Here is a 21571-nt window from a genome sequence, read left to right as displayed (position 1 = left end):
CGATCGAGGGCCGAGCGCCTCGCCAGCCGCGGCCGGATGAGCCCGCACGGCGACGGGCGGCTTGCCAAGGCACCGGCGACACGCACAATGACGTCATGGATACGGACACAGCACGGCCGCAGGGCTGCACCAACTTCAAGCTGCACCAGCTGGGTCGCGTGGTCGCCCGCCACTACGACGAATACCTCGCCGCCGCCGGCATGCGCGGCACCCAGTATTCGCTGCTGTCGCAGATCGTGGTCAACGGCCCGCTGCGGGCGGGCGAACTCGCGCAGCGCATGCACCTGGACAATTCCACGCTCACCCGCACCCTGACCACGCTCGAACGCCAGGGCTGGATCACGCGCCACAGCGGCGCGGACGGGCGCAGCCGCCTGATCGCGGCCACTGTGGACGGCGCCGCCCGACGCCGCGAGGCGCAGCGCTGCTGGAAACGGGCCCAGCAGGCGCTCAACGCCCGCCTCGGCGAGGCCGAAGTGGTCCGGCTGCACGCCCTGCTCGATACGCTGACCGAAGCGCTCGATCAGCCGGTGGACGCGGAACCCGGCTGAGACGCCCGCCGGCGCACCCACAGCCGATTGATCACCAGCGCCGCGACGATGATCACCGCCCCGGCGGCCAGGCGCGCGAGATCGGCGTCGCGATTCCAGATCAGCAGATTCACCGCCAGACCGGCCGGAATCAGCGCGTTGTTCATGACCGCGAGCGTGCCCGCGTCCACCCGGACCGCGCCGCGGTTCCAGGCGTAGTAGCCCAGCCCCGACGACATCAGCCCGAGCCAGAGCAGCACGCCCCACTGCAGGCCGGTCGTCGGCAGCATGGTGCGATCGCCGATCAGCAGAAACAGCAGCGCGGCCAGCGGCCAGGCGCCGGCGAAGAACCAGCCGAACAGAGCGTGGAGCGGTACGTCCGCCGGCAGCCGCGGCGCCAGCCGGCGATACCCCACCTGCCCGGCGGCGAAACACAGGTTTGCGCCCTGGACGACCGCGAAGCCGGCCCAGTAGTCCGAGCCGAGCTCGGTGTAGCGAATCACCGCCGCCCCGGCCACCGCGACCAGGGCGGTGGCCAGATAGCCGGGGCTGAAACGCCGCGCGAGCAGATCCTCGATGAGGGTGATGTAAACCGGGGTGAAGATGGTGAACAGCAGCACCTCGGGCACACTGAGCAGCGTGAACGCGTGGTAGAAGAAGAAATACATCAGCCCCAGCTCGAGCGCGCCCACGGCCATCAGCCCCAACACCGGCCGCCGGCCGATGCCGCGGAAGCGCATCATCGGCGCGAACACCGCCAGCGCCAGCGTGATGCGCGTGAGCACGGCGAAGCTGCTATCGACCTGGCCGGACAGATAGACTCCGATCAGGCTGAAGGAAAACGCCCACAGCACCGTCACACCCACGAGTATCGCCATGCCGGGATCGGCCCCGTCGTCTGAAAACAGCGCGCCCATTATAGAGACGTGGCGACGTCTGGCCGGGCTGAAACGCCTGTGCTTCGAAGCGACCCCCGGACCCGGATCGGGCACCGGCTGGCGCGGCCACGGCGAGGCCCGCATCGAGGCCGTGAGCGAGGCCGACGGCATCCGCCTGCACGAGCACGGCCGCTTCGTGCCGGCCAGTCACGACCGCGCGGTGGCGTTTCGCAACGTCTACCACTGGCAGCGGACCGACGATCGGCTGTCGCTGGCGCACGAGCGTTTCGGCCGCGAGCGGCCGGTACCGCTGTTCGAACTGGCCCCGGCCACCGCCGGCGCGCTCGCGTGCTGCCGCGCCCACCACTGCGGCGCGGACCGCTACCGGGCCCGGCTGGAGCTGGTGGACAACGGCTTCGACCTGATCTGGCACATCGCCGGCCCGAGCAAGGACGAGCACCTACGCTATCGCTACCGCGGCTGATCCGGCCGCGCGTTGACGCCGCAGTGCCGTCCTGATATTTGTATATGCAATTACTTATGGAGCATGATGGATGACGGCACGACTCGAGGACTGGCTGGCGACGGAACAGCAGCTGGCCAGCGCCACGCCCGACCCCGCCCCGACGCAGGAACCGGATCGTCGCAGCGGCCTAGATCGGCTGCAGGCCGTGCTGCGCGGCCACGGCCCGGCCGCCCCGATCGGCCGGACGCTGGATTTCCGGCTGGTCGAGGTCGAACACGGCCGCGCGGTGTTCCAGGGCGCGCCGGCGCAGGCCCACTACAATCCGCTGGGCAGCGTCCACGGCGGCTGGTTCGCGGCCCTGCTGGACTCGGCCGTGGGCTGCGCGGTCCACAGCACGCTCGCCGCGGGCCGGGCCTACACCACGCTCGAACTCAAGGTGAACTACGTGCGCGCGCTGACCGATCGGGTCGCCCGGGTGCGCGCCGTCGGCGAGGTGATCCACGTCGGCCGCCGCGTGGCGACCGCCGAGGCCCGGCTGTTCGGTCCGGACGACCGGCTCTACGCCCACGCCACGACCACCTGTCTCGTGTTCGACGCCGAGGCGGCGTCATGAGCGCCGCCCGGCCCGCGGTGCTGGTCGTCGGCGCGGGCGACGCGACCGGCGGCGCAATCGCCCGGCGCTTCGCGCGCGAGGGTCATGTCGCCTGCGTGGCGCGGCGCCGCGCCGAGCGGCTGGAACCACTCGTACGCCGGATCGAATCCGAAGGCGGCGCCGCCCGGGCTTTCGGCTGCGACGCTCGCGAGGAGGACGAGGTGGTAGCCATGGTCGAGACCATCGAGGCCGAGGTGGGCCCGCTCGAGGCCGTCGTGTTCAACATCGGCGGTAACGTGCGCTTCGACATCACCGAGACCACCGCCCGCGTCTATCACAAGGTCTGGCAGATGTCGGCCTTCGCCGGTTTCCTCACCGGCCGCGAGGCCGCCCGCGCGATGCGCCCGCGGGGCCGCGGCACGATCATCTTCACGGGCGCGACCGCCTCGGTGCGCGGCGGGGCGGGCTTCGCAGCGTTCTCCGGCGCCAAGTTCGCGCTGCGCTCGCTGGCCCAGAGCATGGCCCGCGAACTCGGCCCCGAGGGCATCCATGTCGCCCACACCGTCATCGACGGCGCCATCGACACCGACTTCATCCGCGACAACTTTCCGGAACGCTACGCCCTTAGGGACCGCGCCGGCATCCTCGACCCGGAACACATCGCCGACGCCTACTGGCAGCTGCACTGCCAGCCGCGCGACGCCTGGACCCACGAACTCGACCTGCGGCCGTGGCTGGAGCAATTCTGAGGCCGATCGCCACGAGCCGCACGAGCCGCATGGCGACTCAGGAGCGGGTTCCCGCAGGACGCGGCCCCCCGACGCGGGTAGTGCCGCGGCGCGGCGGCACGAGGCCGCGAGGCACGACCGCGCACACAGCCCGCAGGCACGCGGCTGCAGCCCCGCCACCCGGCATCGGCGTCGGCCCGTGCCCCACGGCGTTGTCGCGCCCCGCCCCTCGTTCGTCACGACAACAATCGCCGGCGGGACCCACGCGGGTCCCGCGGCCTGACCCGGAGATATCCCGATGACCGACAAGAGCCTTGAGTTCTTCTTCGATTTCGGCAGTCCGAACGCCTATATCGCCCACGCGCGGCTGCCGGCCCTGCTCGAACGCACCGGCGCACGCCTGATCCCGCGGCCGATGCTGCTCGGCGGCGTGTTCAAGGCCACCGGCAATACCTCGCCGGCGGCCACGCCGTGCACGGCCAAACGCCGCCACATGCGCACCGACATGCAGCGCTTCATCGATGTGCACGGCATCGAATTCCATTTCAACGACGCCTTTCCCATCAACACGATCGCGGTGATGCGCGGGGCGATGGCGTATCTCGACACGCCGGCGTTCCCGACCTACGTCGAGGCCGTGTTCCGGGCCTTCTGGGCCGACAACCGCGACATGGCCGACCCCGCGGTGATCGCCGACGTCCTGCACACGGCGGGACTCGACGCCGAGGACTTTCGCGCCCGGATCGAGTCCACCGAGACCAAGCAGGCGCTGCGCGAGGCCACGGACGCGGCGGTGGCCCGCGGCGTGTTCGGCGCGCCGAGTTTCTTCGTCGGCGAGGCGATGTTCTTCGGGCAGGACCGGCTGGATTTCGTCGAACGCGCGCTCGAGGCGCGTTGAACCCCACGCCGCAACGGCCACTAGTGTGTCCCGTCTCGTAAGTTGCTTACCGGACGAGCGTGAGCCATCGGCGTGGCGGGCAAGGCGCGAAACCAATCCGTATCGGGCCATACGGCGCGGTTTCGCAACGCCGTTCGCCGCGGTGAGGGCCGCGCGCAGTGGAAGCTTACTTGCGGGACAGGACACCAGCGACCGCCCGCCGACAGCCCGCCGCGCCCGCGCGAGAGGCGGCGCACGGCCGGTCGGCGGCGGCCGCGTTCCAATTCGCTCCTCGTGGTTCCGTCAGGCCTGCGCCAACACCGCCCAGATGCGTGCGATCGCCTCGGCGCCCGGATCGGTCACGCCGGTCAGGGCGTCGGCGCGCACCTGCGCGGCACGCCCGGCATGGGCCTCGGTCATCCTCGCGGTGGCATCGGCGCCGGCACGCGCGGCCGCCGCGGCGGCGGTCAGATCGCCGTTGTCCGCGAGGGCGTCGATCGCCGGCATCAGCGCGTCCAGAAGGGTGCGATCGCCCGGCGCGGCGCCGCCGTAGTGGCGCATGCGCTCGACCCCGACAGCCAGCGCCGCGGCCCAGTCACGGCCCTCGTTCAGGCCGGCGCCGGTCGCCGTCGCCAGGATCGACAGCAGCACGCCGGCGGAGCCGCCCATGTCGCGGGCGAGGATATCGCCGATGCCTTCGGCGAGACCGGCGTCGTCACCGCTGGCCAGGACCCCCGCGTCCAGCGCGGCAGCGACCGCCCGGGCGCCGGCGGCGAACGTCGCGCCGGTGTCGCCGTCGCCGGTCTTCGCATCCAGGGCATCCAGCTCGTCGCGAGCGTCGATCAGGGCATCGACCACGGCGCGGATCGCATCTTCGCGTGCCGCGTCGCGACGCCCGGTCCGTGCCGGCTCCCGCGTGTCGAGCTCGGGCTCGAAGGTCTCGACCGCATGCGGGATATGCATGCCGGGCCAGCCGATGGCCGCGACCGGCGAGGCCAGCGCCTCGATGAAGTCGTCATGGGCGGGCAGCAGCGTGACCGAGAAACCGTGCATGTTCAGCGACGTCATCACCGGTGCGGGGGTGATCAGGCGGGCCACGCGCGCCGCCGGCAGTCGGCTCAGCAGGGCGTCGAGCAGCACGCCCATCTCCTGAGTGGAACAGCTGCCCATGTTGTTGAGCAGCACCACCATCGGTACGTCCGCACCGAAACGGGCGTCGGCGGCCGCGAGCAGCGGCTCGAGCGCGAGCGCCATGGCCTCGGCCGCATCCCGCGGCGCGACCGCGGAGACGCCCGGTTCGTTGTGGATGCCCAGACCGAGCTCCGGCGCGCGCGGATCGATGGCATGCCCGGGCAGCGTGGCGCTGGACAGGGCGAGGCCGATCGAACACAGGCCGTCGCAGACGCGTTGGGCGGTGTCGGCCACGGTGTCCAGATCGGCGCCGTCGGCGGCCACGTGCCCCGCGATCTTGTGCACGAGCACGGTGCCGGCGAGCCCCCGCGGCTGGTCGGTGCCGGCCAGCGCGATATCGTCCGCCACGATCACCGAGCGCACCCGATAGCCCTCGCGGCGGGCACGCTCGGCGGCCAGGCCGAAATTGAGCCGGTCGCCGGTGTAGTTCTTGATGACCAGCAGGCAGCCCGCGGGCCCGCAGGTCGCGCGGATGCCGGCGAGCACCGCCGCCACGCTCGGCGAGGTGAACAGATCGCCGGCGATGGCCGCGGCGAGCATGCCGCGACCGACGAAGCCCGCATGCGCGGGCTCGTGGCCCGCGCCGCCGCCGGAGAGCACGGCCACGTGATCGCGCGACCAGTCGCGATCGACGATCACGCGTACGCCCGAGGCGCGCGCGCTGCGCGCGGTCGGCGCCAGCCGGCTCCAGCCGTCGAGGACCTCGTCGACGACATCGTCGGCCCGGTTGTAGAAGAAATCCATGCGCTGCTCCTGTCGTTCCGGCCCTATCGGCCGCCGCCCCAAAGGGCGTCAGATTAGCAGCGCCGGCCCGGCCCGCGGCCACCGCGCGCGGATGCGCCAAGAAACTTTCATGACAGCGCGCGGTGGCGTCTTGAAAACCGGTGGTGGACAACCAATTCTTAGCGTACGCGCGGACCGGTGTGCGCTCGCGCGTTCCCTATTCTCCGGCCGGAGCAGCGCCATGGCGGCGAAGCGTGATGATCGCATCCATCTCGAGGCAGCCCCGGTACGGGTTCGCGTGTCCGCGGGCGAGGTGCTGCTGGCCGATTCGCGCGATGCGATCACGCTGCACGAACGCGGCTATCCGACGCGGTGGTACCTGCCGCACGCGGATATCGCGCCGGATCGGCTCAATCCCTCGACCACACGCACGCACTGTCCCCACAAGGGCGAGGCGCAGTACTACCATCTGCAGCTGCCCGGCGGCGAGACGCTCGAGGACGCCGCCTGGGCCTACAGGCAGCCGATCGAGGCCGTCGCGGCCATCGCCGGCCGGGTGGCCTTCGATCATCCGCAGCTGAGGCTGCACGTCGAAAGCGCATGACGCCCCGGGGGGCAGGGTCTCGCGCCTGCCGCCGATACCGTAACCACAATCCAGCGCCGCCCCGGACGGGCGACGCCCTCTTCGCCGCTCTTCGAGTTCCGCCATGACGAAACTGGCCACGTCCCTGATCGCCCTGATCTCCAGCATCGTGCTGCTGGTCGCCGGCAACGCCTTCCTGATGACGCTGCTCGGCCTGCGACTGAGCATGGAGAACTTCTCCACCAGTCTGATCGGCTGGATCATGGTCTGCTATTCGATCGGCTTCGTCGGCGGCACGGTCTTCGCCGAACGCGTGGTCGAGCGCGTGGGCCATATCCGCGCCTTCGCCGTGTTCGCGACCACGCTGGCGGTCAGCATCCAGATCTATCCGCTGGCGGTGAACGCCCCCCTCTGGGCCGCGCTGCGCGGGCTGGCGGGCTTCGCCATGGCCGGGCTGATGATCGTCATGGAGAGCTGGTTCTCCAGCCGCGCGACCAACGAGAACCGGGCGCGCCTGTTCGCGGTGTATCAGGTCGTGTTCTTCCTCTCGACCGCGTCGGGTCAGCTGCTGATCAACATCGGCTCGCCGGATTCGACCCTGCCGTACACGCTGGCCGCGATCCTGGTCACGCTCGCCGTGATCCCGCTGTCGTTGACGCGCATGCACGCGCCTGCGACCGAGGACGCCGAGCGCATCTCGCTGAAGCGGCTCTACAAGGTATCGCCCGTGGGCGTGAGCGGCTCCCTGATCGGCGGCCTGCTCACCAGCGCCTTCTACGCCATGGCGCCGGTCTACGCCGACCGCGTCGGCCTGAGCACCGATCGCGTGTCGCTGTTCATGGCCAGCGCCATCGTCGGCGCGATGGTCGCGGCCTGGCCGGTCGGGCGGATGTGCGATCGCTTCAATCGCCGGCGGGTGTTGTTCGGAGTGCTGGCCGTGGCCGCCGGCGCGAGCATCGCCATTCCCGCCATGGGCACGGTGCATCCGTACGCCCTCATCGGCATGGTCGGCCTCTACATGGGGCTGGCGGCGGCGCTGTACCCGGTGGCGGTGGCTATCACCAACGATCAGATGCCCACGCATCAGATCACGGCCGCGAGCACGACACTGCTGCTGGCCTACGGCATCGGCAGCTGCATCGGCCCGGTGGTGGCCGCCTCGGTCATGGACCGGGCGGGCCCGAACGGCCTGTTCTTCACCAACACCGGCTTCCTGCTGTTGCTGGCGGTGTACCTGCTGTATCGCCTGCAGAAGCGCGCCGACGTGCCGGAGGCCGAGCGCGTGGACTATGTGACCACCTCGCCGCACGGCGGCCACCATCTCTACGAGCTCGACCCGCGCAACGAGGATTTCCACCGCGGCGAGACCGCCGGCCAGGCGGGGCTGCGCATCGGCAAGATCATGCTCGGCGCGGCCGGGCGCGCGCATTCGGCGGTCAAGCGCTAACGCGCACGCCAGGGGCCGCGACACCGGTTACGCCGGGGCCAAGCGAACCGCGGCGCGGCCGGCGCACGGCGGCGGCGCGCGAACGGACCGGCCGGCCTTCTCGACGCCAACCAGGACGCTACCAAGACACCCGGCGACGCCGGCGCCCGTATAATCGGAGCGCCGCCGGCGTCGTCGGTGGTTCGTCGTTTCCAGCCGAAGAACGCCCATGGCCATCACGATTGCCCTGATCGCGCTGACCTGCGCGCTGTCCATGACCGGGTTCCAGAACCGGACCCAGCTCGAACGCCTGCTGTTCTGGCCGCCCGCGGTCAACCGCGGCGAGGCCTGGCGGCTGCTGACCCACGGCTTCGTGCACGCGGACGCCCCGCACCTGCTGTTCAACATGATCACGCTGTTCTTCTTCGGCCGCGCGATCGAGGGGTTTTTCACCCGCTACATCGGCATGGCGGGCTACGCGCTGTTCTATCTCGCCGCGATCGTGGTCGCGATCCTGCCTAGCTATCTGGCTCACCGACACGATTCGCGATACCGCAGCCTGGGCGCTTCGGGGGCGGTTTCGGCGGTGCTGTTCGTCTATATCCTGATCGCGCCGTGGTCGACTATCTATGTCTTCTTCTTTCCGCTGCCGGCGATCGTGTTCGCGGGCCTCTACACGGCCTACGGCCTGTATGCCGGCCGCTTCGGCCACGACCACATCAACCACAGCGCGCATCTGTGGGGAGCGGCCTTCGGCGTCGTATTCGCGCTCTGCCTCGAGCCCCGGCTCGCCGGGCTGTTCGTCGAGCGGCTGACGGCGCCGCTGTCCGGCGGCTGAGCCGACATGAAGCTGCTCCTCGGCCTGCTGATCCTGTCGTTCGTCGGCTGGCTCGCCGTGCGTCTGGTCATCATCCGCCTGCGGCGTCTGCGCGGCGAGCCGGTGCCCGAACAGAAGGGTCCGCGCACGATCACGCTGGTCTGCATCGCCCTGGTGACGATCTATGCCGTGCTGATCCTCTGGCGGCTGAGCACCGAAGGCATGGCGGCACTCCGATGAACGCCCCGCCCGGCCGCCGATGACGACGACAGCCCGGAAGCGGCTGCTGCTGGTCGGCGGCGGCCACGCCCACGTCGAAGTGCTGCGGGCTTTCGGCCAACGGCCGCTGCCGGGCCTCGAGATCGTCCTGGTCGAGCCGCAGGCGCGCATGGTCTACTCCGGCATGCTGCCCGGCTGGATCGCCGGCCACTACCGCCGCACCGAGATCGAGATCGATCTGATTGGCCTGGCCGGCTACGCCGGTGCCCGATGGATACGCGCCGCCGCCGCCGGCCTCGACGCGGACGCCGCGCGGCTGACGCTGGACGACGGCCGCACGCTGGCCTACGACCGGCTCTCACTGAACATCGGCGCGCCGCCCCGGCCGCCGGCGGCGGCGTCACACGTCATCGCGGTCAAGCCGACCGGGCCGCTGCTCGCGGCCGTCGACGCACTGGCGCACGAAACCCGCGCCGCGCCGGTGGCGATCGTGGGCGGCGGCGCCGGCGGCGTGGAACTGGCGTTGGCACTCGCCCACCGCTGCCGAAACCGGCCCGCCCCACCGCGGCTGGCGCTGTTCACCCGTTCGCCGGCCCTGCTGACCGACCACCCGCAGCCGGTCCGGCGTTATCTGATTCGGGCCCTGACAATCGCAGGGATCACCGTGCACACCGGACAAGCGGTCGTCGACACGCCACCGGGCGCGCTCGTCACCGCCGACGGCCGCCGCATCGCTGCCGAGCGCGTGATCTGGGCGGCCGGCGCCGAGGCGCCGGCGTGGCTGGCCGGCAGCGGCCTGCGCCGCGACGACGACGGCTTCGTACAGGTCGCGGCGACGCTGCGATCGAGCTCGCACGAAACGGTCTTTGCCGGCGGCGACCTCGCCAGCACGCCGGCCGGGGCGCCGCGCGCCGGCGTCACCGCCGTACGCCAGGGGCGCGTGCTCGCGGCCAATCTGCGCCGCAGTGTTCAAGGCCGCCGACTGCGGCGCTTTGACCCGCCACGCCACGCGCTGGCCCTGATCAGCACCGGCGACCGGCGCGCGGTGGCCTCGCGCGGGCTGCCGATCGCGCCCGCGGGGCACTGGCTGTGGCGCATCAAGGACCGCATCGACCGGCGCTTCGTGGCCCGCTACAACGGGCTCGTCGAATCACGCGGCGGGCCCGAATGAACGCGCGCGTTCACGCCAGCCCTTGAGACATTACGCAACAACGCTATACTGTGCGGCTCGCGCCGCGACGCTCCCTTCGTCTAGCGGTCCAGGACGCCGCCCTCTCAAGGCGGAAACACGAGTTCGATTCTCGTAGGGAGCGCCACTCGCGCGGCGATACGCGTGCTTCTGCCGCGCTCGGCAAGAACCCGGTTTGCCGAACTGCCCGCCCTTGGTTGGCGATACCCGCACCCAGCTTCCGCGCACTCCGCGATGCGGGAAAGCGCAGCGCACCGGCCGACGTCTGTCGTCCATCGATCGCTCTACGGCGCCGGTCGCGCGCGAAGCGCGCTGCAACCCGGGCCTCTCGGCATCCGGGTCCCGGGGCCGCCTCTCGTCGTATTGCTGCTGACACTGGCGTGCTGAAGAGCCGTTCGACGACGCCGACCCCACGGCACCGCTGCACCGACACAAAGGCGCAAACCGGCCGGACTGGCAGACACCGAACCGGAACCGGCCGACTTCGAGGCGCCGTGCCCATGGCCCCAGCGCGCTCACCGACGCGGACAACCCGCGCACCGGCCCTTGCCGTCGCCGCCGGCCGCGACCGCGCTGCCGCCGCGGCGGCCGACTCCGTAGTTCACCCAAGACAGCTCACGTGACCGCACGCCTACAATGGCCGCGACACGATCGCCAAGGAGTGCCGATGAAACCGTTCGAAACCCGGCCGGGCGCGCATCCGAGCCCAACGCACGCCCGCGTTTACGGCATCTACGAAAAACTCTACACGCTCAATGATTTCTGCGCAGCGCTGATGTTTCTGGTCGGCTCGATCCTGTTCTTCTACAAGAGTCTGGAGACGGCCGCGATCTGGTGCTTCGTGATCGGCTCGGTGAACTTCATGCTGCGACCGACGATCAAGGTGCTGCGCGAATTCCATCTCGCCAGCCTGCCGATGCCCGGGGACGACACCCGCGCCGAGCGCGGCTGAACCTCAGCGCACCAGGGCCTGGCCGATGCGGCGCAGCACCGACAATTCGTCGATGAGCAGCCGCAGCTGCATCGCCAGCAGGCGTCGCGTGCCGTCGTCGTCCGCCGGCCAGGCCGCGAGACGGGCCCGCAGTGCCGCCTCGTGGTCGCTGTCGACCGGCATCGGCTCGCCGCGAATGAGCGCATGGCCGGCCTCCTCCAGGCTGTCGGCGACATAGGTCACCGCCTCGGCGAGCCGGCCGTTGTCGTCACGCGCGTCCAGGGCCGCCCGGTGGGCGCCCAGCGTGGACAGGTGCCCGATCAGCGTCTGCGCGCAGGCGAGCACGGCGAGCGCTTCGCGGCTGTCGCCGCGCGAGCCGCGCGGATCGCGCAGGGCCGAGGCCACATGGGTGCTCACCGCAGCGTCGGCGTTGTGGGCGTCGCGGCGGGCGATGCGGTAGTCGAGATCGTCGCGCTTGCCGCTGCCGTACTGCGCGAAGATCGCGCGCAGGTAGCGGCCGTAGGCCGCCAGGGCCTCGGCCAGACGCTGGTGCAGTTCGCGCTCGCGCCAGTCCGGCAGCACGAGCAGCATCGCCGCGGCGGCGATCGCCCCGCCGATGACCGTATCCAGCAGGCGCGGCAGGATCAGGTCGAAGCCGTTGCCGACCTGGTTGAAGGCCAGCAGCACGAACACGCTGATCGCACCCGCGGCGACGAAATACCGCCGGAAACGCGCGGCGAAGAAGGCCACGCCGGCACCGATCATCAGCAACAGCTGGAATTCCGGCGCCGGGAACAGACGCAGCAGCACCCAGCCCACGAACAGACCGAGCGCGGTCCCGCCCACGCGCTGGACGAAGCGCTGGCGGGTGGCGCCGTAGTCCGGCTGGCAGACCAGCATGGTGGTCAGCAGAATCCAGTAGCCCTGATCGGGGTGCACCAGCTCCAGCACGACATAGCCGGCGAGCATGGCCAGTGCGAGCCGCAGCCCGTGCCGAAAGCGCGACGACGCCGGGGTGAGCTGGACCGTGACCCGCCGCCAGGACTCGGCGGGCGTGCGCGGCAGCGGGTTCTGCAGGACACGGTCGGGCCAGTCCTCGGCGGCCTCGTGCGCCGCGCCGACGCGTTCGGCCAGCCGCGCCATGTTGCCCGCCAGCTCGTCGACGGCGTAGCGCAGATCCTCGCCGGCCGGCGACGGCGCGGCGTGCTGGTGTTCGATGGCGGCCTCGAAATCCGCGCGCGCCTGCTCCACCCCGCCGGTATCGGTGAACGGCTCACCGACGCGCAGGACCTCGGCCCGGCTGCGACAGGCGCGCCCCATCTGCCGGATCAGACGCTGACAGCGGAACAGCAGATCGCTGTGGAAGTACACGCGTGCCAGCGCCTGGTAGGGATAATGCGCGGAGCTGGCGCGCTCGTGGATATCCTGAGCGGCCAGATACAGCCGCAGGTTGGCATCCATGGCCGAGCGCGAGCGTCGCCCCTCCAGCCGATCGATGAGCGCCAGCCGGGTGTCGTTGAGCGCGGCCACGACCCGGGCATTGGCCTGCGCCAGGCGCATGCGCTTGCCGGGGATGTCCGGATCGCGCACCGGCTCGAACAGCTCGGCCTTGCAGTCCAGATAGGCGCCGAGCGCGTCGTACAGTCGCGCCAGCGCATGGCGCACCGGGCGGCGCACGAACACCGCGTTCCAGGCCAGCGCCAGCACCCCGTACCAGCCGGCCCCGGCCACCAGCAGCAGCGGCTCGCGCCAGAACGGCGCCCCGGGCTGGCTGTGCTGGTCCACGCCGATCATGGTGTAGACGGACAGCAGCAGCGTGGCGTTGGCGATGGTCGCGTAGCGGCCGCTGATCGCTCCCATCATCACCAGCACGAAGCAGCCCGCGAACAGCGCCGGCGCGAACGCCCAGGGGTGGCCGAACAGGGCTTCGACGGTGAGCGCCGCCAGAGAGAAGCACAGCAGGGTCACGGCCAGCGCCCGGGCCCGGTGACGCCAGTGGTCGTCGGTCTCCGCGATGGCGCTGGCGATCACGCCCAGCAGCAGGGGGATCAGCTCGTGCGGGTCGTCCCGCAGCCCCGTGAACACCACCACGCCGGCCAGCGCGATGAGCACGCGCAGGCTGTCGGCCAGGCGGTCGAATGCGGCCAGGTGCTGCAGACGAGTCAGGCGCACGTGCGTGAAATCGCGTAAAGCGGTGGTCGAATCATGCCGCCGATTCTACGGATGTGGAACGGCCCCGGCCGGCACGCGCCAGCCGGGGCCGTGCCCAAGCACCGCAACGCGCCTCTGACCGCCGGACGGCGCGGCGGGGTGTGGCCCGCGCACCGTCGCCTCCGGCGAGCGTCACGGGCATGATCGAGGCGCTGGCCACTCCGCATGCCGCGAGGCGCGCTCTGGGGCGCGACGGCCGGCCGGACGCGCTCGAACCGCTGCCGGCGGCCGACCACCGCTGGCGATCGCGCCCGATCCGCCGTCGCGGCACGCCAGGCAAGCCGGCACGGCAGATATCGCCAGGCGTCGTGCTCGCCTCCTGCGATCCAACTCATCCGCAACCTGGATCAGGCCGGGCGCCGGCACGCCACATTCCCAAGGCCGACGGCGTCGCACCGGCGCGCCTGTCGGCCACGGACAGCGGACACGGCCGCCCCGCCACCGCGATCGTCGTCCGGCACGCCCGTGTGGCCTTCCGCCGATTCGTGTGCGAATCGTGCCGTTCGAGCGGCGGGGCAACGTCGCTCACGGCTTCGCACTCGCGGTAGGGGTGGCGCCGGTCTCGCGGCATAGGCGGTTGCGCACACACTGGCGACCCTAGCAGTCCCCGATATCGATCCGGGCGCCCGGGGCGCTGCGGTCGCCGATACGGCCGAAGCGGACGCCGACTGTACCGCACGCGGCCTCTTCGCCGGCTTGCCGTCACCCGCCTCGATGCGCGTCGAGGCGACGGGCCGCGCACGACGCCGACGGGCGGGCTCGGTTACCCTGTCGCGCCGCCGCTCCTGCACGGCCGCCCATCGGAGAGACGCCCGGACATGCAGATCGTGCTGTTCAATCTGGCCGCGCTGGCCGGCGCCTGTGCGCAGGGTCTGACCGGCTTCGGCTCGGGCACCGTCACCGCCACCCTGCTGGTGATGCTGTTTCCGTTTCGCGAGGTGATCCCGGTGGTGGCCATGGTGGTGATGGTGCCCAACCTCATCCTCGCCTGGCTGACCCGGCACGAGATGGACTGGCGCCGCGGGCCGATCGCGGCGCTGGGGCTGTCCGCGGGCGTTGTCATCGGCGCCCAGCTGCTGGCGTTCCTGCCGGCGGAACTGCTGCGACGCGGGCTGGGCAGCGTCATTCTGGTCTACGTGGCGCTGATGCTCTGGCGCACGCCGACACCGAGCACGGCGCCGCCGACCTCGACCGCGGAGGGCGCGGCACTCGGCGGCTGCAGCCTGGTCTCGGGGGTGATCGTCGGCGCGGTGGGCGTCTCGCCGATTCCGCTGCTGATCTACGTCAGCCTGCGCTATCCGAAGGCGCTGGCCCGCTCGGTGCTCACGATGGGTTTCTTCTTCGGCACCGTGGTGCAGAACCTCGTGTATGCGCAGCTGGGTCTGCTCAGCGGCGAACTCGCCCTGATGGCGCTGGCCACGGTGCCCGGCATCACGCTCGGCATACTCGTCGGCAACCGGCTGCACTACCGCGTGAATCAGAAGACCTTTGCACGCGCACTCGCGCTCATCCTGCTGCTGCCGGCGCTCCGGCTGCTCCTGGCGTAGACGTGGCTGCGTCCGGCTCGGACACGCCCACGGGTCACGACGTGATCCACGTCGCCGCGGCAGAGCACGTCGACGCGCTGATCGACGAGATATCGGAGCGCGGCGAGCGGGTGGTGGCGGTCGCCGACGATCTGGTCTTCGTCGCCGGCGCCGCGCGGCCGGCCGCCTGGGCCCGGAACAGCTGGCTGGCGCCCCGGACGATCACCATCGACTCCATCGGCGACGGCGCACGGGCGCTGCGGGCACTGCAGCGCAACTGGGCGCTGCATCCCGTGGCGCATCATCGCCGGGCGCGGCTGATCGCCGACCGGCTGCCGCCGATCCGGTTTCGCGCCCTGACCTTTCCGGCCGATCCGCCGACCGCGGCGCTGGGCGCCTGGACGCTGTGGGACCGGCACACGCTCATCGCCTCGCCGGTGACGACCAGTGCCTTCGCCGACGGTACACCGGCCTTCGTCGAGGATCGCGACAACCCGCCCAACCGCGCCTATCTCAAGCTCTGGGAGGCGTTGACGCTGGCCCGCCGACGGCCGGGCCCCGGCGATCGCTGCCTCGATCTGGGGGCAGCGCCCGGCGGCTGGACCTGGGTGCTCGCCACGCTCGGGGCCACGGTGATCTCGGTCGACCGGGCCGAGCTGGCGCCGGCGCTGGCGGGCCGACCCGGGATCGAGCATCGCGCGGGCGACGCCTTCGCGGTGCGCGCGGACGATGTGGGCGATTTGGACTGGATCTGTTCTGATCTGATCGCCTATCCCGAGCGTCTGCTCGAGCTGGCGCGCTACTGGTGTGCCGCCTGCCCCCTTGCAGCGGTCATCATCACGATCAAGTGTCAGGGGCCAGTCGACGCCGCCCTCTGCGCGCGTTTTCTGGCGATTCCGGGGGCTCGATTGCTGCATCTGGCGCACAACAAGCACGAGCTCACTTTCTTCCGTCTGCCCGAGGGCGGGCCCCCGGAAGCCGCCTGCGCTGTCGACACTACGGATTGAACCGGAGCGCATCCGGGCCCGATCTCTGGCACGGTCGCATGAAAACAGGCATCTTGTGGCCTGCGACGGCCTCGACGCGTCGGAAACGAGCCGCTGCCGAAACATTTCCCCGGCTCGAACTGTCCAGCTGAAAGGTTCGGATCGTGTATCGTGAATCCGTCGCGCGATAAAGCCTGTACACACGACCATTGCACACAAGCGGCCCCCCAGCGGCCGCGACTGCGAATCCGTCGAGGCGGTTCGCACATGCCCCAACGACAACGAGTTCTTCATGCGCAAACTCGCCCTGACCCTGGTGACGACCCTCGCCCTGTTCGCACAGGCCGGCTGCGCCTCGGACACGCCCGAGGCGGTGCCTGACGCCGGCGGCGGCAAAGCCGACGGCTACCAGCCGCTCGAGCCCGAGGACAATCAGGACGAGATCGATCGTGAGATCGTCGAGCAGCTCCAGGAGAATCACTACAACAAGGTCACGCTCGACGACGACTTCTCCGAGAAGTTCTTCAACGCCTACATCGACGAGCTCGACGGCACCCGCGGCGTGTTTCTCGAATCCGACATCGAGCGCCTGCGCGACAAGTACGAACACGCGCTGGACGACGAACTCAAGGAGGGCGAGACGCGTGCGGCGTTCGACATCTACAACACCTATCAAAAGCGTCGCATCCAGATCGACCAGTGGGCGCTGGACCGCATCGAGGAGGGCATCGACTCCTTCGACATCACCGACGACGAGAGCTTCGACGTCGACCGCGAGGAGGCGCCGTGGCCGGAGGATGCGGCCGCGCGCCGGGCGTTGTGGACCCAGCAGCTCGAAAACCAGATCATCAATCTCAAGCTCGACGATCTGGACGACGCCGAGATCCAGAAACGGCTGACCCAGCGCTATTCCAACGAACTCAAGCAGCTGCGTCAGGCCGAACCGGTGGACGCCTTTTCGGCCTACATGGACGCCTACACCCACAGCTACGATCCGCACACCGACTACTTCTCCCCGCGGCGCTCCGAGGACTTCAACATCGACATGAACCTGCAGCTGCAGGGCATCGGTGCGGAGCTGCGCTCGAAGAACGGCTACGCCGAGCTCGTGCGGCTCATCCCCGGCGGCCCGGCGGCCAAGTCCGGCAAGCTCAAGCCCACCGATCGCATCACCGCCGTCGCCCAGGGCGAGGACGGCGAGTTCGTGGACGTGGTGGGCATGCGCCTGGACGAGACCGTGCAGCTCATCCGCGGCGAGAAGGGCTCCACCGTGCGTCTGCAGATCTCGCCCGCCGACAACAGCCAGACCAAGACGGTCAAGCTCGAGCGCGACAAGATCGAGCTCAAGGATCAGGCCGCCCGCAAGCAGATCATCGAACTCGAGCGCGGCGGCGAGACCGTCAAGGTCGGGCTGATCGCCCTGCCCTCGTTCTACAACGGTACCGCCGAGGACGTGAAGAAGCTGCTCCGCGAACTCAAGCAGGCGGACGTGGCCGGCGTCGTGCTCGATCTGCGCAACAACGGCGGCGGCGCGCTGGGCGAGGCCATGAAGCTCACGGGCCTGTTCATGAAGTCCGCCCCGGCGGTCCAGATCCGCGACGCCGCGGGCGAAACCCAGGTGCTGGGCGATCGCAATTCCGGCCCGTTCTATGACGGCCCGCTCGCGGTCATGGTCAATCGGCTGAGCGCCTCGGCCTCCGAGATCGTGGCCGGCGCGCTGCAGGACTACGGGCGCGCCCTGGTGCTCGGCACCCGCACCTTCGGCAAGGGGACGGTGCAGACGCTGCTGCCGCTGTCCGAGGGCCAGATCAAGCTGACCCAGGCCAAGTTCTATCGCGTGACCGGCGAGAGCACCCAGGATCGCGGCGTGACCCCGGACATCTCCTTCCCGGCCACGGTCGATCCGGAGAAGATCGGCGAGTCGGCGCTGCCGAATGCGCTGCCCTGGGATCGCATCGACCCGACCGTCTACCCCAAGTCGAATCAGCTCAAGGGCATGATCGACACGCTCGAGCGCCAGCACGAGGCGCGCGTCGCCGATGCAGCCGACTACCAGTATCGGGTCAATCGGATCGAACTCGCCCGCGAGCAGAGTCAGCGCACCGAAGTATCGCTCAACCTGGCCGAGCGCCGCGCCGAACAGGAGGCCATCAAGCAGCGCAGCCTGGAACTGGCCAACGCCCAGCGCGAAGCCAAGGGCAAGCCCCCCTTCGAGAACTACGAAGCGTTCGAGGAAAGCGAAGAGGGCGAGTCCCCGCAGGAACAGGAGCTGCGTGCGCAGAACGCCGGCAGCGAGGACGAGATCGACGCCTATCAGATCGAAAGCGCCCAGATTCTGCTCGACATGGTGGAGAACTTCGCCGCCGAGGCGGAAGATCAGGACGCGGCCTGAACGGCGGCCCGCGCCCCCGCATTCGGGACCGCGGTGACGCCTCGCATAACAGCGCGTTATGCGAGGCGCGCACAATCCCTATTGGACAGAAGCGGTCGTGCACCTGATAGTACGAGTGGTTATGCATCGAGCGTGATCGACACAGGCGTCGATCGCGACGCTCGATGACACCCGATATCAATAAACCGCTCTGCGAGAAGGAGGCACAATCATGCTCAGGAAGATCATCAACGCCCTGACCGGCAAAAGCGACGAAGACACCGCCGCACGACCGCCACAGGCCGACAGTTCGACGTCGAAGGGGCCGGCATCGGGCGGCACGGTGAACGGCAAACCGGCGATCCATCCATCCATCGACAACGGCATCACACCCGGCAGCGAGAACTTCGCCGGCGGCACGCTCAGCTGCCACTGCAGCAGCAATCCGGTGAAGGTCAAGGTCGGAGCGCAGACCGCCCATAATCACGCCTGCGGCTGCAGCAAGTGCTGGAAGCCGGACGGCGCCCGCTTCGCCCTGATCGCGGTCGTCTCCCGCGACGCGGTAAGCGTGGTCGAGAACGAAGACAAGCTCGAAGTGGTCGACTCGAGCGCGGCCATCCAGCGTCACGCCTGCAAGGAATGCGGCGTGCACATGTTCGGCCGTATCGAGGATCGGCATCATCCCTTCCACGGTCTGGATTTCGTCCACACCGAGCTGTCCTCGGAGTCCGGCTGGTCGGAGCCGAAGTTCGCTGCCTTCGTCTCTTCCATCATCGAGACCGGCGAGAATCCGGACAACATGGGCGCGGTACGCGATCGCCTGCGTGAGCTCGGTCTGCAGCCCTATGACGTGCTGGCCCCCGAGCTCATGGACGCGATCTCGACGCACAAGGCCAAGGAAACCGGCGCGCTGCCGGCCTGAGGCAGGGACGAACCCGACTCGAAGCCATCCGCCGGCGGCAAGCGCCGTCGGCGGGCCGGCCCGGCGCTCGATCGCCGCCGGCCACTCGCCGCCCGGAACCGACACGCCGCCGCCCGCTCCGAGATCCAAACCGAAGCCAGATCGTGAGCATTCGCCAACTGCCGCATGCCTCGCCTGCGGTCATCCTGATCGACTGGCACGCCACGCTCGTGGACACCCACGACGCCATGTATCACGCCGTCGACGACGTGTTGCCGCGGCTGGACGAACTCGGCCTGCTGGACGAACTGCTCTCGCCCGATCAGTCCAAGACCATCGAAGACGCGAAGCTCGTCAAGTACGTCCGCGACAACCGTGCGCTGCACCCGCGCATCGTCGCCGAGCGCAGGATCTCGCGCACGGACATCTTCGAGGTGCTGTTCGGCGACAATCCTGACGCCAAGCAGCGCGCGCACGGCGCCTTCGACGAGGCCTACCGCAAATTCGTCGGCGAGGTGACCCCGCTCGAGCCCGATATCCGGGCCCACCTCGAGCACCTGCGTTCGCTCGGCCTCATCCTGGGCGTGATCTCCAACCGCAACCGCGAGTTCATGAACCACGAGCTCGCCATCGTCGACGGCACCGGCTGGGCCGATCTGTTCGACACCCTGACCTGCGGCAACGACGTGGACCACCGCAAACCGCATCCCGACCTGCTGCTGTGCGCGCTGCGCAACCTCGGCCGCGACGCCGACGAGCACACCTGGTACGTCGGCGACTCCACCACCGACGTCATCGCGGCCAAGCGTGCGGGCGTGACCGCGGTTTTCTACAACGGCGCGGGCTGGGATCAGGCGTGGCTCGACCGGATCTTTCCCGGCACCACCCGCCACCCGGACCGTCCCGACGCCGTGGTCGACAGCATCGGCGACCTGGTCGAACTGGCGCGTCATCTGCTCGCCCAGGAACTCCGGATCTCACGCTCGCGCGACCAGCCCGAGCGCTGAGCACGACCTGCACCAGCAGAACGCACCGCGGCGGTGCATCACGCGCGATCAGGGCGCAGCGGCCACCCGCGACGAACCCGGCCCCGACACCGCCGCCACTACTTAACTTTATGAAATAAAAGCAGAGGCGCGACTTGGCAGGAATCCTGCTAGGTAGCGGATGACGACATAGATCGGGTATCGGCAGTTTCGGCTGCCACACAATCAGATATGCAATGGAACGCTAGGGTTCCGGCTGCCGAGAGATCGGCAGCGACTGGTCCGAGAGCGGTCGACCTCGCCGGCTGACACGGTCTGCGGGGTTACACGGCGGGACAAAAGCCCGGGAGGTCACCAGGCAGCGCTGCTACCGGTACCCCCGTGTTTTTCCGCCGCAAACCGGAGGCTTTCCATGCCCGCCCGTTACCGCATCGCCACTCTCCTCGCCATCGTGACGATGGCCCTTTCCGCTTTCGCTCCGGTCCACGCGGCCGAGGGCAGCCGCGACAGCTTCCGCGTGTGCTGGTCCATCTACGCCGGCTGGATGCCGTGGGCCTATGCCGACAAGGCGGGCATCGTCGACAAGTGGGCCGACAAATACGACATCGATATCGAGGTGGTCCAGATCAACGACTACATCGAGTCGGTCAACCAGTACACCTCCGGCAACATGGACGGCTGCGCCATGACCAACATGGATGCGCTGACCATCCCCGCGGCCTCGGGCGTGGATTCGACCGCACTGCTGATCAACGACTATTCCGACGGCAATGACGGCATCGTGCTCAAGGGCAGCGACGATCTCGCCGATATCGAAGGCCGACAGGTCAATCTCGTGCAGTTCAGCGTCTCCCACTACTTCCTCGCCCGGGCGCTGGAATCCGTCGGCCTGACCGAGCGCGACATCGAGACGGTCAACACCTCGGATGCCGACATCGTCGGCGTGTTCGCCAACGACGACGTCAACGCCGTGGCGGCCTGGAACCCGCAGCTGATGTCGATCGACGAAATGCCCGACAGCCACGTCGTCTACACGTCCAAGCAGATCCCGCGCGAAATCCTGGACATGATGGTGGTCAACACCGAGACGCTGAAGAACAACCCGGACTTCGGCAAGGCGCTCGCCGGCGCCTGGTACGAGGTCATGGACCACATCGCCGAGAACGACGAAGAAGCGCTCGAGATCATGGCCGAAGCCGCCGGCACCGACGTCGCGGGCTATCGCGAACAGCTCGACGCGACCCACCTCTATACCGATCCGGCCGAGGCCGCCGAGCTGATGAACGACGACGAGCTGCTCGAGACCATGCAGCGCGTCGCCGAATTCAGCTTCAAGCACGGCCTGCTCGGCCAGGGCGCGCCCTCGCCGGACGTCATCGGTATCGAGACGCCCGCGGGCACTTACGGCAGCGACTCCAACGTGAAGCTGCGCTTCGAGCC

General features: G+C 69.6%; 21 protein-coding genes, 1 tRNA gene and 1 riboswitch. Of the genes, 19 read left to right on the top strand and 3 right to left on the bottom strand.

All coding sequences use genetic code 11. The features are described from left to right. The first annotated feature begins 95 nt into the window (after window positions 1–95). Window positions 96–551, top strand: coding sequence for a MarR family winged helix-turn-helix transcriptional regulator (locus SAHL_RS03450; protein ID WP_123590009.1), 456 nt, complete (start codon window positions 96–98; stop codon window positions 549–551). Here SAHL_RS03450 and SAHL_RS03445 read toward each other — a convergent pair. Then, a complete protein-coding gene (locus SAHL_RS03445; protein ID WP_123590039.1) occupies window positions 524–1408 on the bottom strand; it encodes an EamA/DMT transporter family protein in 885 nt (294 codons plus the stop codon). The two genes, SAHL_RS03450 and SAHL_RS03445, sit on opposite strands and share 28 nt — an antisense overlap. Between SAHL_RS03445 and SAHL_RS03440 the strand changes: the two genes are divergently transcribed. The 4 genes from SAHL_RS03440 (at window position 1407) to SAHL_RS03425 (ending at window position 4092) form a co-directional block, all read left to right on the top strand. Next, on the top strand, window positions 1407–1892 hold the full coding sequence (locus tag SAHL_RS03440; protein WP_148045466.1) for a DUF6314 family protein: 486 nt from the start codon (window positions 1407–1409) through the stop codon (window positions 1890–1892). The two genes, SAHL_RS03445 and SAHL_RS03440, sit on opposite strands and share 2 nt — an antisense overlap. A 70-nt stretch (window positions 1893–1962) precedes the next feature. Beyond that, on the top strand, window positions 1963–2487 hold the full coding sequence (locus tag SAHL_RS03435) for a PaaI family thioesterase (protein WP_123590007.1): 525 nt from the start codon (window positions 1963–1965) through the stop codon (window positions 2485–2487). Further along, window positions 2484–3215, top strand: a complete 732-nt coding sequence (locus tag SAHL_RS03430; RefSeq protein ID WP_123590006.1) for an SDR family oxidoreductase — start codon at window positions 2484–2486, stop codon at window positions 3213–3215. The genes SAHL_RS03435 and SAHL_RS03430 overlap by 4 nt, the downstream gene beginning before the upstream one ends. Before the next feature lie 277 nt (window positions 3216–3492). Continuing rightward, on the top strand, window positions 3493–4092 hold the full coding sequence (locus tag SAHL_RS03425) for a 2-hydroxychromene-2-carboxylate isomerase (protein ID WP_123590005.1): 600 nt from the start codon (window positions 3493–3495) through the stop codon (window positions 4090–4092). A gap of 282 nt (window positions 4093–4374) precedes the next feature. Here the strand turns inward: SAHL_RS03425 and SAHL_RS03420 are convergent, their stop codons facing one another. Continuing rightward, window positions 4375–6006 carry a dihydroxyacetone kinase subunit DhaK gene (locus SAHL_RS03420; protein ID WP_123590004.1) on the bottom strand — a complete coding sequence of 544 codons (1632 nt, stop codon included), beginning with the start codon at window positions 6004–6006 and terminating at the stop codon, window positions 4375–4377. A 220-nt stretch (window positions 6007–6226) separates the two neighbouring features. Between SAHL_RS03420 and SAHL_RS03415 the strand changes: the two genes are divergently transcribed. From SAHL_RS03415 to SAHL_RS03385, 7 genes are all read left to right on the top strand, one after another. Continuing rightward, on the top strand, window positions 6227–6589 hold the full coding sequence (locus SAHL_RS03415; RefSeq protein WP_123590003.1) for a DUF427 domain-containing protein: 363 nt from the start codon (window positions 6227–6229) through the stop codon (window positions 6587–6589). A gap of 103 nt (window positions 6590–6692) precedes the next feature. Next, window positions 6693–8015 (top strand): MFS transporter, encoded by a 1323-nt coding sequence (locus SAHL_RS03410; protein ID WP_123590002.1) that lies wholly within the window; start codon window positions 6693–6695, stop codon window positions 8013–8015. A gap of 208 nt (window positions 8016–8223) precedes the next feature. Then, window positions 8224–8832 (top strand): rhomboid family intramembrane serine protease, encoded by a 609-nt coding sequence (locus tag SAHL_RS03405; RefSeq protein ID WP_123590001.1) that lies wholly within the window; start codon window positions 8224–8226, stop codon window positions 8830–8832. A gap of 6 nt (window positions 8833–8838) precedes the next feature. Then, window positions 8839–9051, top strand: a complete 213-nt coding sequence (locus SAHL_RS03400) for a hypothetical protein (protein WP_123590000.1) — start codon at window positions 8839–8841, stop codon at window positions 9049–9051. A 19-nt stretch (window positions 9052–9070) separates the two neighbouring features. Continuing rightward, window positions 9071–10201, top strand: a complete 1131-nt coding sequence (locus tag SAHL_RS03395; RefSeq protein WP_123589999.1) for an FAD-dependent oxidoreductase — start codon at window positions 9071–9073, stop codon at window positions 10199–10201. A gap of 69 nt (window positions 10202–10270) precedes the next feature. Further along, a tRNA-Glu gene (locus tag SAHL_RS03390) sits at window positions 10271–10346 on the top strand. Window positions 10347–10886: 540 nt separating this feature from the next. Further along, window positions 10887–11171 carry a YrhK family protein gene (locus SAHL_RS03385; protein ID WP_123589998.1) on the top strand — a complete coding sequence of 95 codons (285 nt, stop codon included), beginning with the start codon at window positions 10887–10889 and terminating at the stop codon, window positions 11169–11171. 3 nt (window positions 11172–11174) lie between these two features. Here SAHL_RS03385 and yccS read toward each other — a convergent pair whose 3' ends face one another. Beyond that, window positions 11175–13322: a YccS family putative transporter gene (yccS, locus tag SAHL_RS03380; RefSeq protein WP_123589997.1), complete on the bottom strand. Its 2148-nt coding sequence runs from the start codon at window positions 13320–13322 to the stop codon at window positions 11175–11177. Window positions 13323–13501: 179 nt separating this feature from the next. Here yccS and SAHL_RS17455 point away from each other — a divergent pair, with 179 nt between their 5' ends. The 7 genes from SAHL_RS17455 to SAHL_RS03350 all read left to right on the top strand — a co-directional run. Further along, complete coding sequence (locus SAHL_RS17455; protein ID WP_148045465.1) at window positions 13502–13909, top strand: hypothetical protein; 408 nt, start codon at window positions 13502–13504, stop codon at window positions 13907–13909. Between the two features lie 270 nt (window positions 13910–14179). Continuing rightward, window positions 14180–14908 carry a sulfite exporter TauE/SafE family protein gene (locus tag SAHL_RS03375; RefSeq protein WP_123589996.1) on the top strand — a complete coding sequence of 243 codons (729 nt, stop codon included), beginning with the start codon at window positions 14180–14182 and terminating at the stop codon, window positions 14906–14908. A 2-nt stretch (window positions 14909–14910) separates the two neighbouring features. Continuing rightward, a complete protein-coding gene (locus SAHL_RS03370) occupies window positions 14911–15894 on the top strand; it encodes an SAM-dependent methyltransferase (RefSeq protein WP_123589995.1) in 984 nt (327 codons plus the stop codon). Between the two features lie 271 nt (window positions 15895–16165). Then, complete coding sequence (locus SAHL_RS03365) at window positions 16166–18265, top strand: carboxy terminal-processing peptidase (protein ID WP_123589994.1); 2100 nt, start codon at window positions 16166–16168, stop codon at window positions 18263–18265. A 211-nt stretch (window positions 18266–18476) separates the two neighbouring features. Continuing rightward, on the top strand, window positions 18477–19166 hold the full coding sequence (gene gfa / locus SAHL_RS03360; protein ID WP_123589993.1) for an S-(hydroxymethyl)glutathione synthase: 690 nt from the start codon (window positions 18477–18479) through the stop codon (window positions 19164–19166). Window positions 19167–19309: 143 nt separating this feature from the next. Next, complete coding sequence (locus SAHL_RS03355) at window positions 19310–20152, top strand: HAD family hydrolase (protein ID WP_123589992.1); 843 nt, start codon at window positions 19310–19312, stop codon at window positions 20150–20152. Between the two features lie 212 nt (window positions 20153–20364). Beyond that, window positions 20365–20483: riboswitch (guanidine-I (ykkC/yxkD leader) on the top strand. 60 nt (window positions 20484–20543) lie between these two features. Beyond that, window positions 20544–21571, top strand: a 1028-nt coding sequence (locus SAHL_RS03350; protein ID WP_123589991.1) for a putative urea ABC transporter substrate-binding protein, incomplete at its 3' end; no start/stop codon positions are given.

Source organism: Salinisphaera orenii subsp. halophila YIM 95161, assembly GCF_003732545.1.
GTDB lineage: Bacteria > Pseudomonadota > Gammaproteobacteria > Nevskiales > Salinisphaeraceae > Salinisphaera > Salinisphaera orenii_A.
The sequence above is the reverse complement of the archived record's forward strand: the minus strand, read 5'-3'. Positions and strand labels throughout refer to the sequence as shown.

What these genes read in the sequence shown, in the direction of transcription:
- SAHL_RS03450 (WP_123590009.1), top strand. Translation starts at nt 96, where the DNA reads ATGGATACGGACACAGCACGGCCGCAGGGCTGCACCAACTTCAAGCTG.
- SAHL_RS03365 (WP_123589994.1), top strand. Translation starts at nt 16,166, where the DNA reads ATGCGCAAACTCGCCCTGACCCTGGTGACGACCCTCGCCCTGTTCGCA.
- SAHL_RS03445 (WP_123590039.1), bottom strand. Translation starts at nt 1,408, where the DNA reads ATGGCGATACTCGTGGGTGTGACGGTGCTGTGGGCGTTTTCCTTCAGC.
- SAHL_RS03405 (WP_123590001.1), top strand. Translation starts at nt 8,224, where the DNA reads ATGGCCATCACGATTGCCCTGATCGCGCTGACCTGCGCGCTGTCCATG.
- SAHL_RS03400 (WP_123590000.1), top strand. Translation starts at nt 8,839, where the DNA reads ATGAAGCTGCTCCTCGGCCTGCTGATCCTGTCGTTCGTCGGCTGGCTC.
- SAHL_RS03410 (WP_123590002.1), top strand. Translation starts at nt 6,693, where the DNA reads ATGACGAAACTGGCCACGTCCCTGATCGCCCTGATCTCCAGCATCGTG.
- SAHL_RS17455 (WP_148045465.1), top strand. Translation starts at nt 13,502, where the DNA reads ATGATCGAGGCGCTGGCCACTCCGCATGCCGCGAGGCGCGCTCTGGGG.
- SAHL_RS03435 (WP_123590007.1), top strand. Translation starts at nt 1,963, where the DNA reads ATGACGGCACGACTCGAGGACTGGCTGGCGACGGAACAGCAGCTGGCC.
- gfa (WP_123589993.1), top strand. Translation starts at nt 18,477, where the DNA reads ATGCTCAGGAAGATCATCAACGCCCTGACCGGCAAAAGCGACGAAGAC.
- SAHL_RS03385 (WP_123589998.1), top strand. Translation starts at nt 10,887, where the DNA reads ATGAAACCGTTCGAAACCCGGCCGGGCGCGCATCCGAGCCCAACGCAC.
- SAHL_RS03425 (WP_123590005.1), top strand. Translation starts at nt 3,493, where the DNA reads ATGACCGACAAGAGCCTTGAGTTCTTCTTCGATTTCGGCAGTCCGAAC.
- SAHL_RS03375 (WP_123589996.1), top strand. Translation starts at nt 14,180, where the DNA reads ATGCAGATCGTGCTGTTCAATCTGGCCGCGCTGGCCGGCGCCTGTGCG.
- SAHL_RS03395 (WP_123589999.1), top strand. Translation starts at nt 9,071, where the DNA reads ATGACGACGACAGCCCGGAAGCGGCTGCTGCTGGTCGGCGGCGGCCAC.
- SAHL_RS03420 (WP_123590004.1), bottom strand. Translation starts at nt 6,006, where the DNA reads ATGGATTTCTTCTACAACCGGGCCGACGATGTCGTCGACGAGGTCCTC.
- SAHL_RS03415 (WP_123590003.1), top strand. Translation starts at nt 6,227, where the DNA reads ATGGCGGCGAAGCGTGATGATCGCATCCATCTCGAGGCAGCCCCGGTA.
- SAHL_RS03440 (WP_148045466.1), top strand. Translation starts at nt 1,407, where the DNA reads ATGCCGGGATCGGCCCCGTCGTCTGAAAACAGCGCGCCCATTATAGAG.
- SAHL_RS03430 (WP_123590006.1), top strand. Translation starts at nt 2,484, where the DNA reads ATGAGCGCCGCCCGGCCCGCGGTGCTGGTCGTCGGCGCGGGCGACGCG.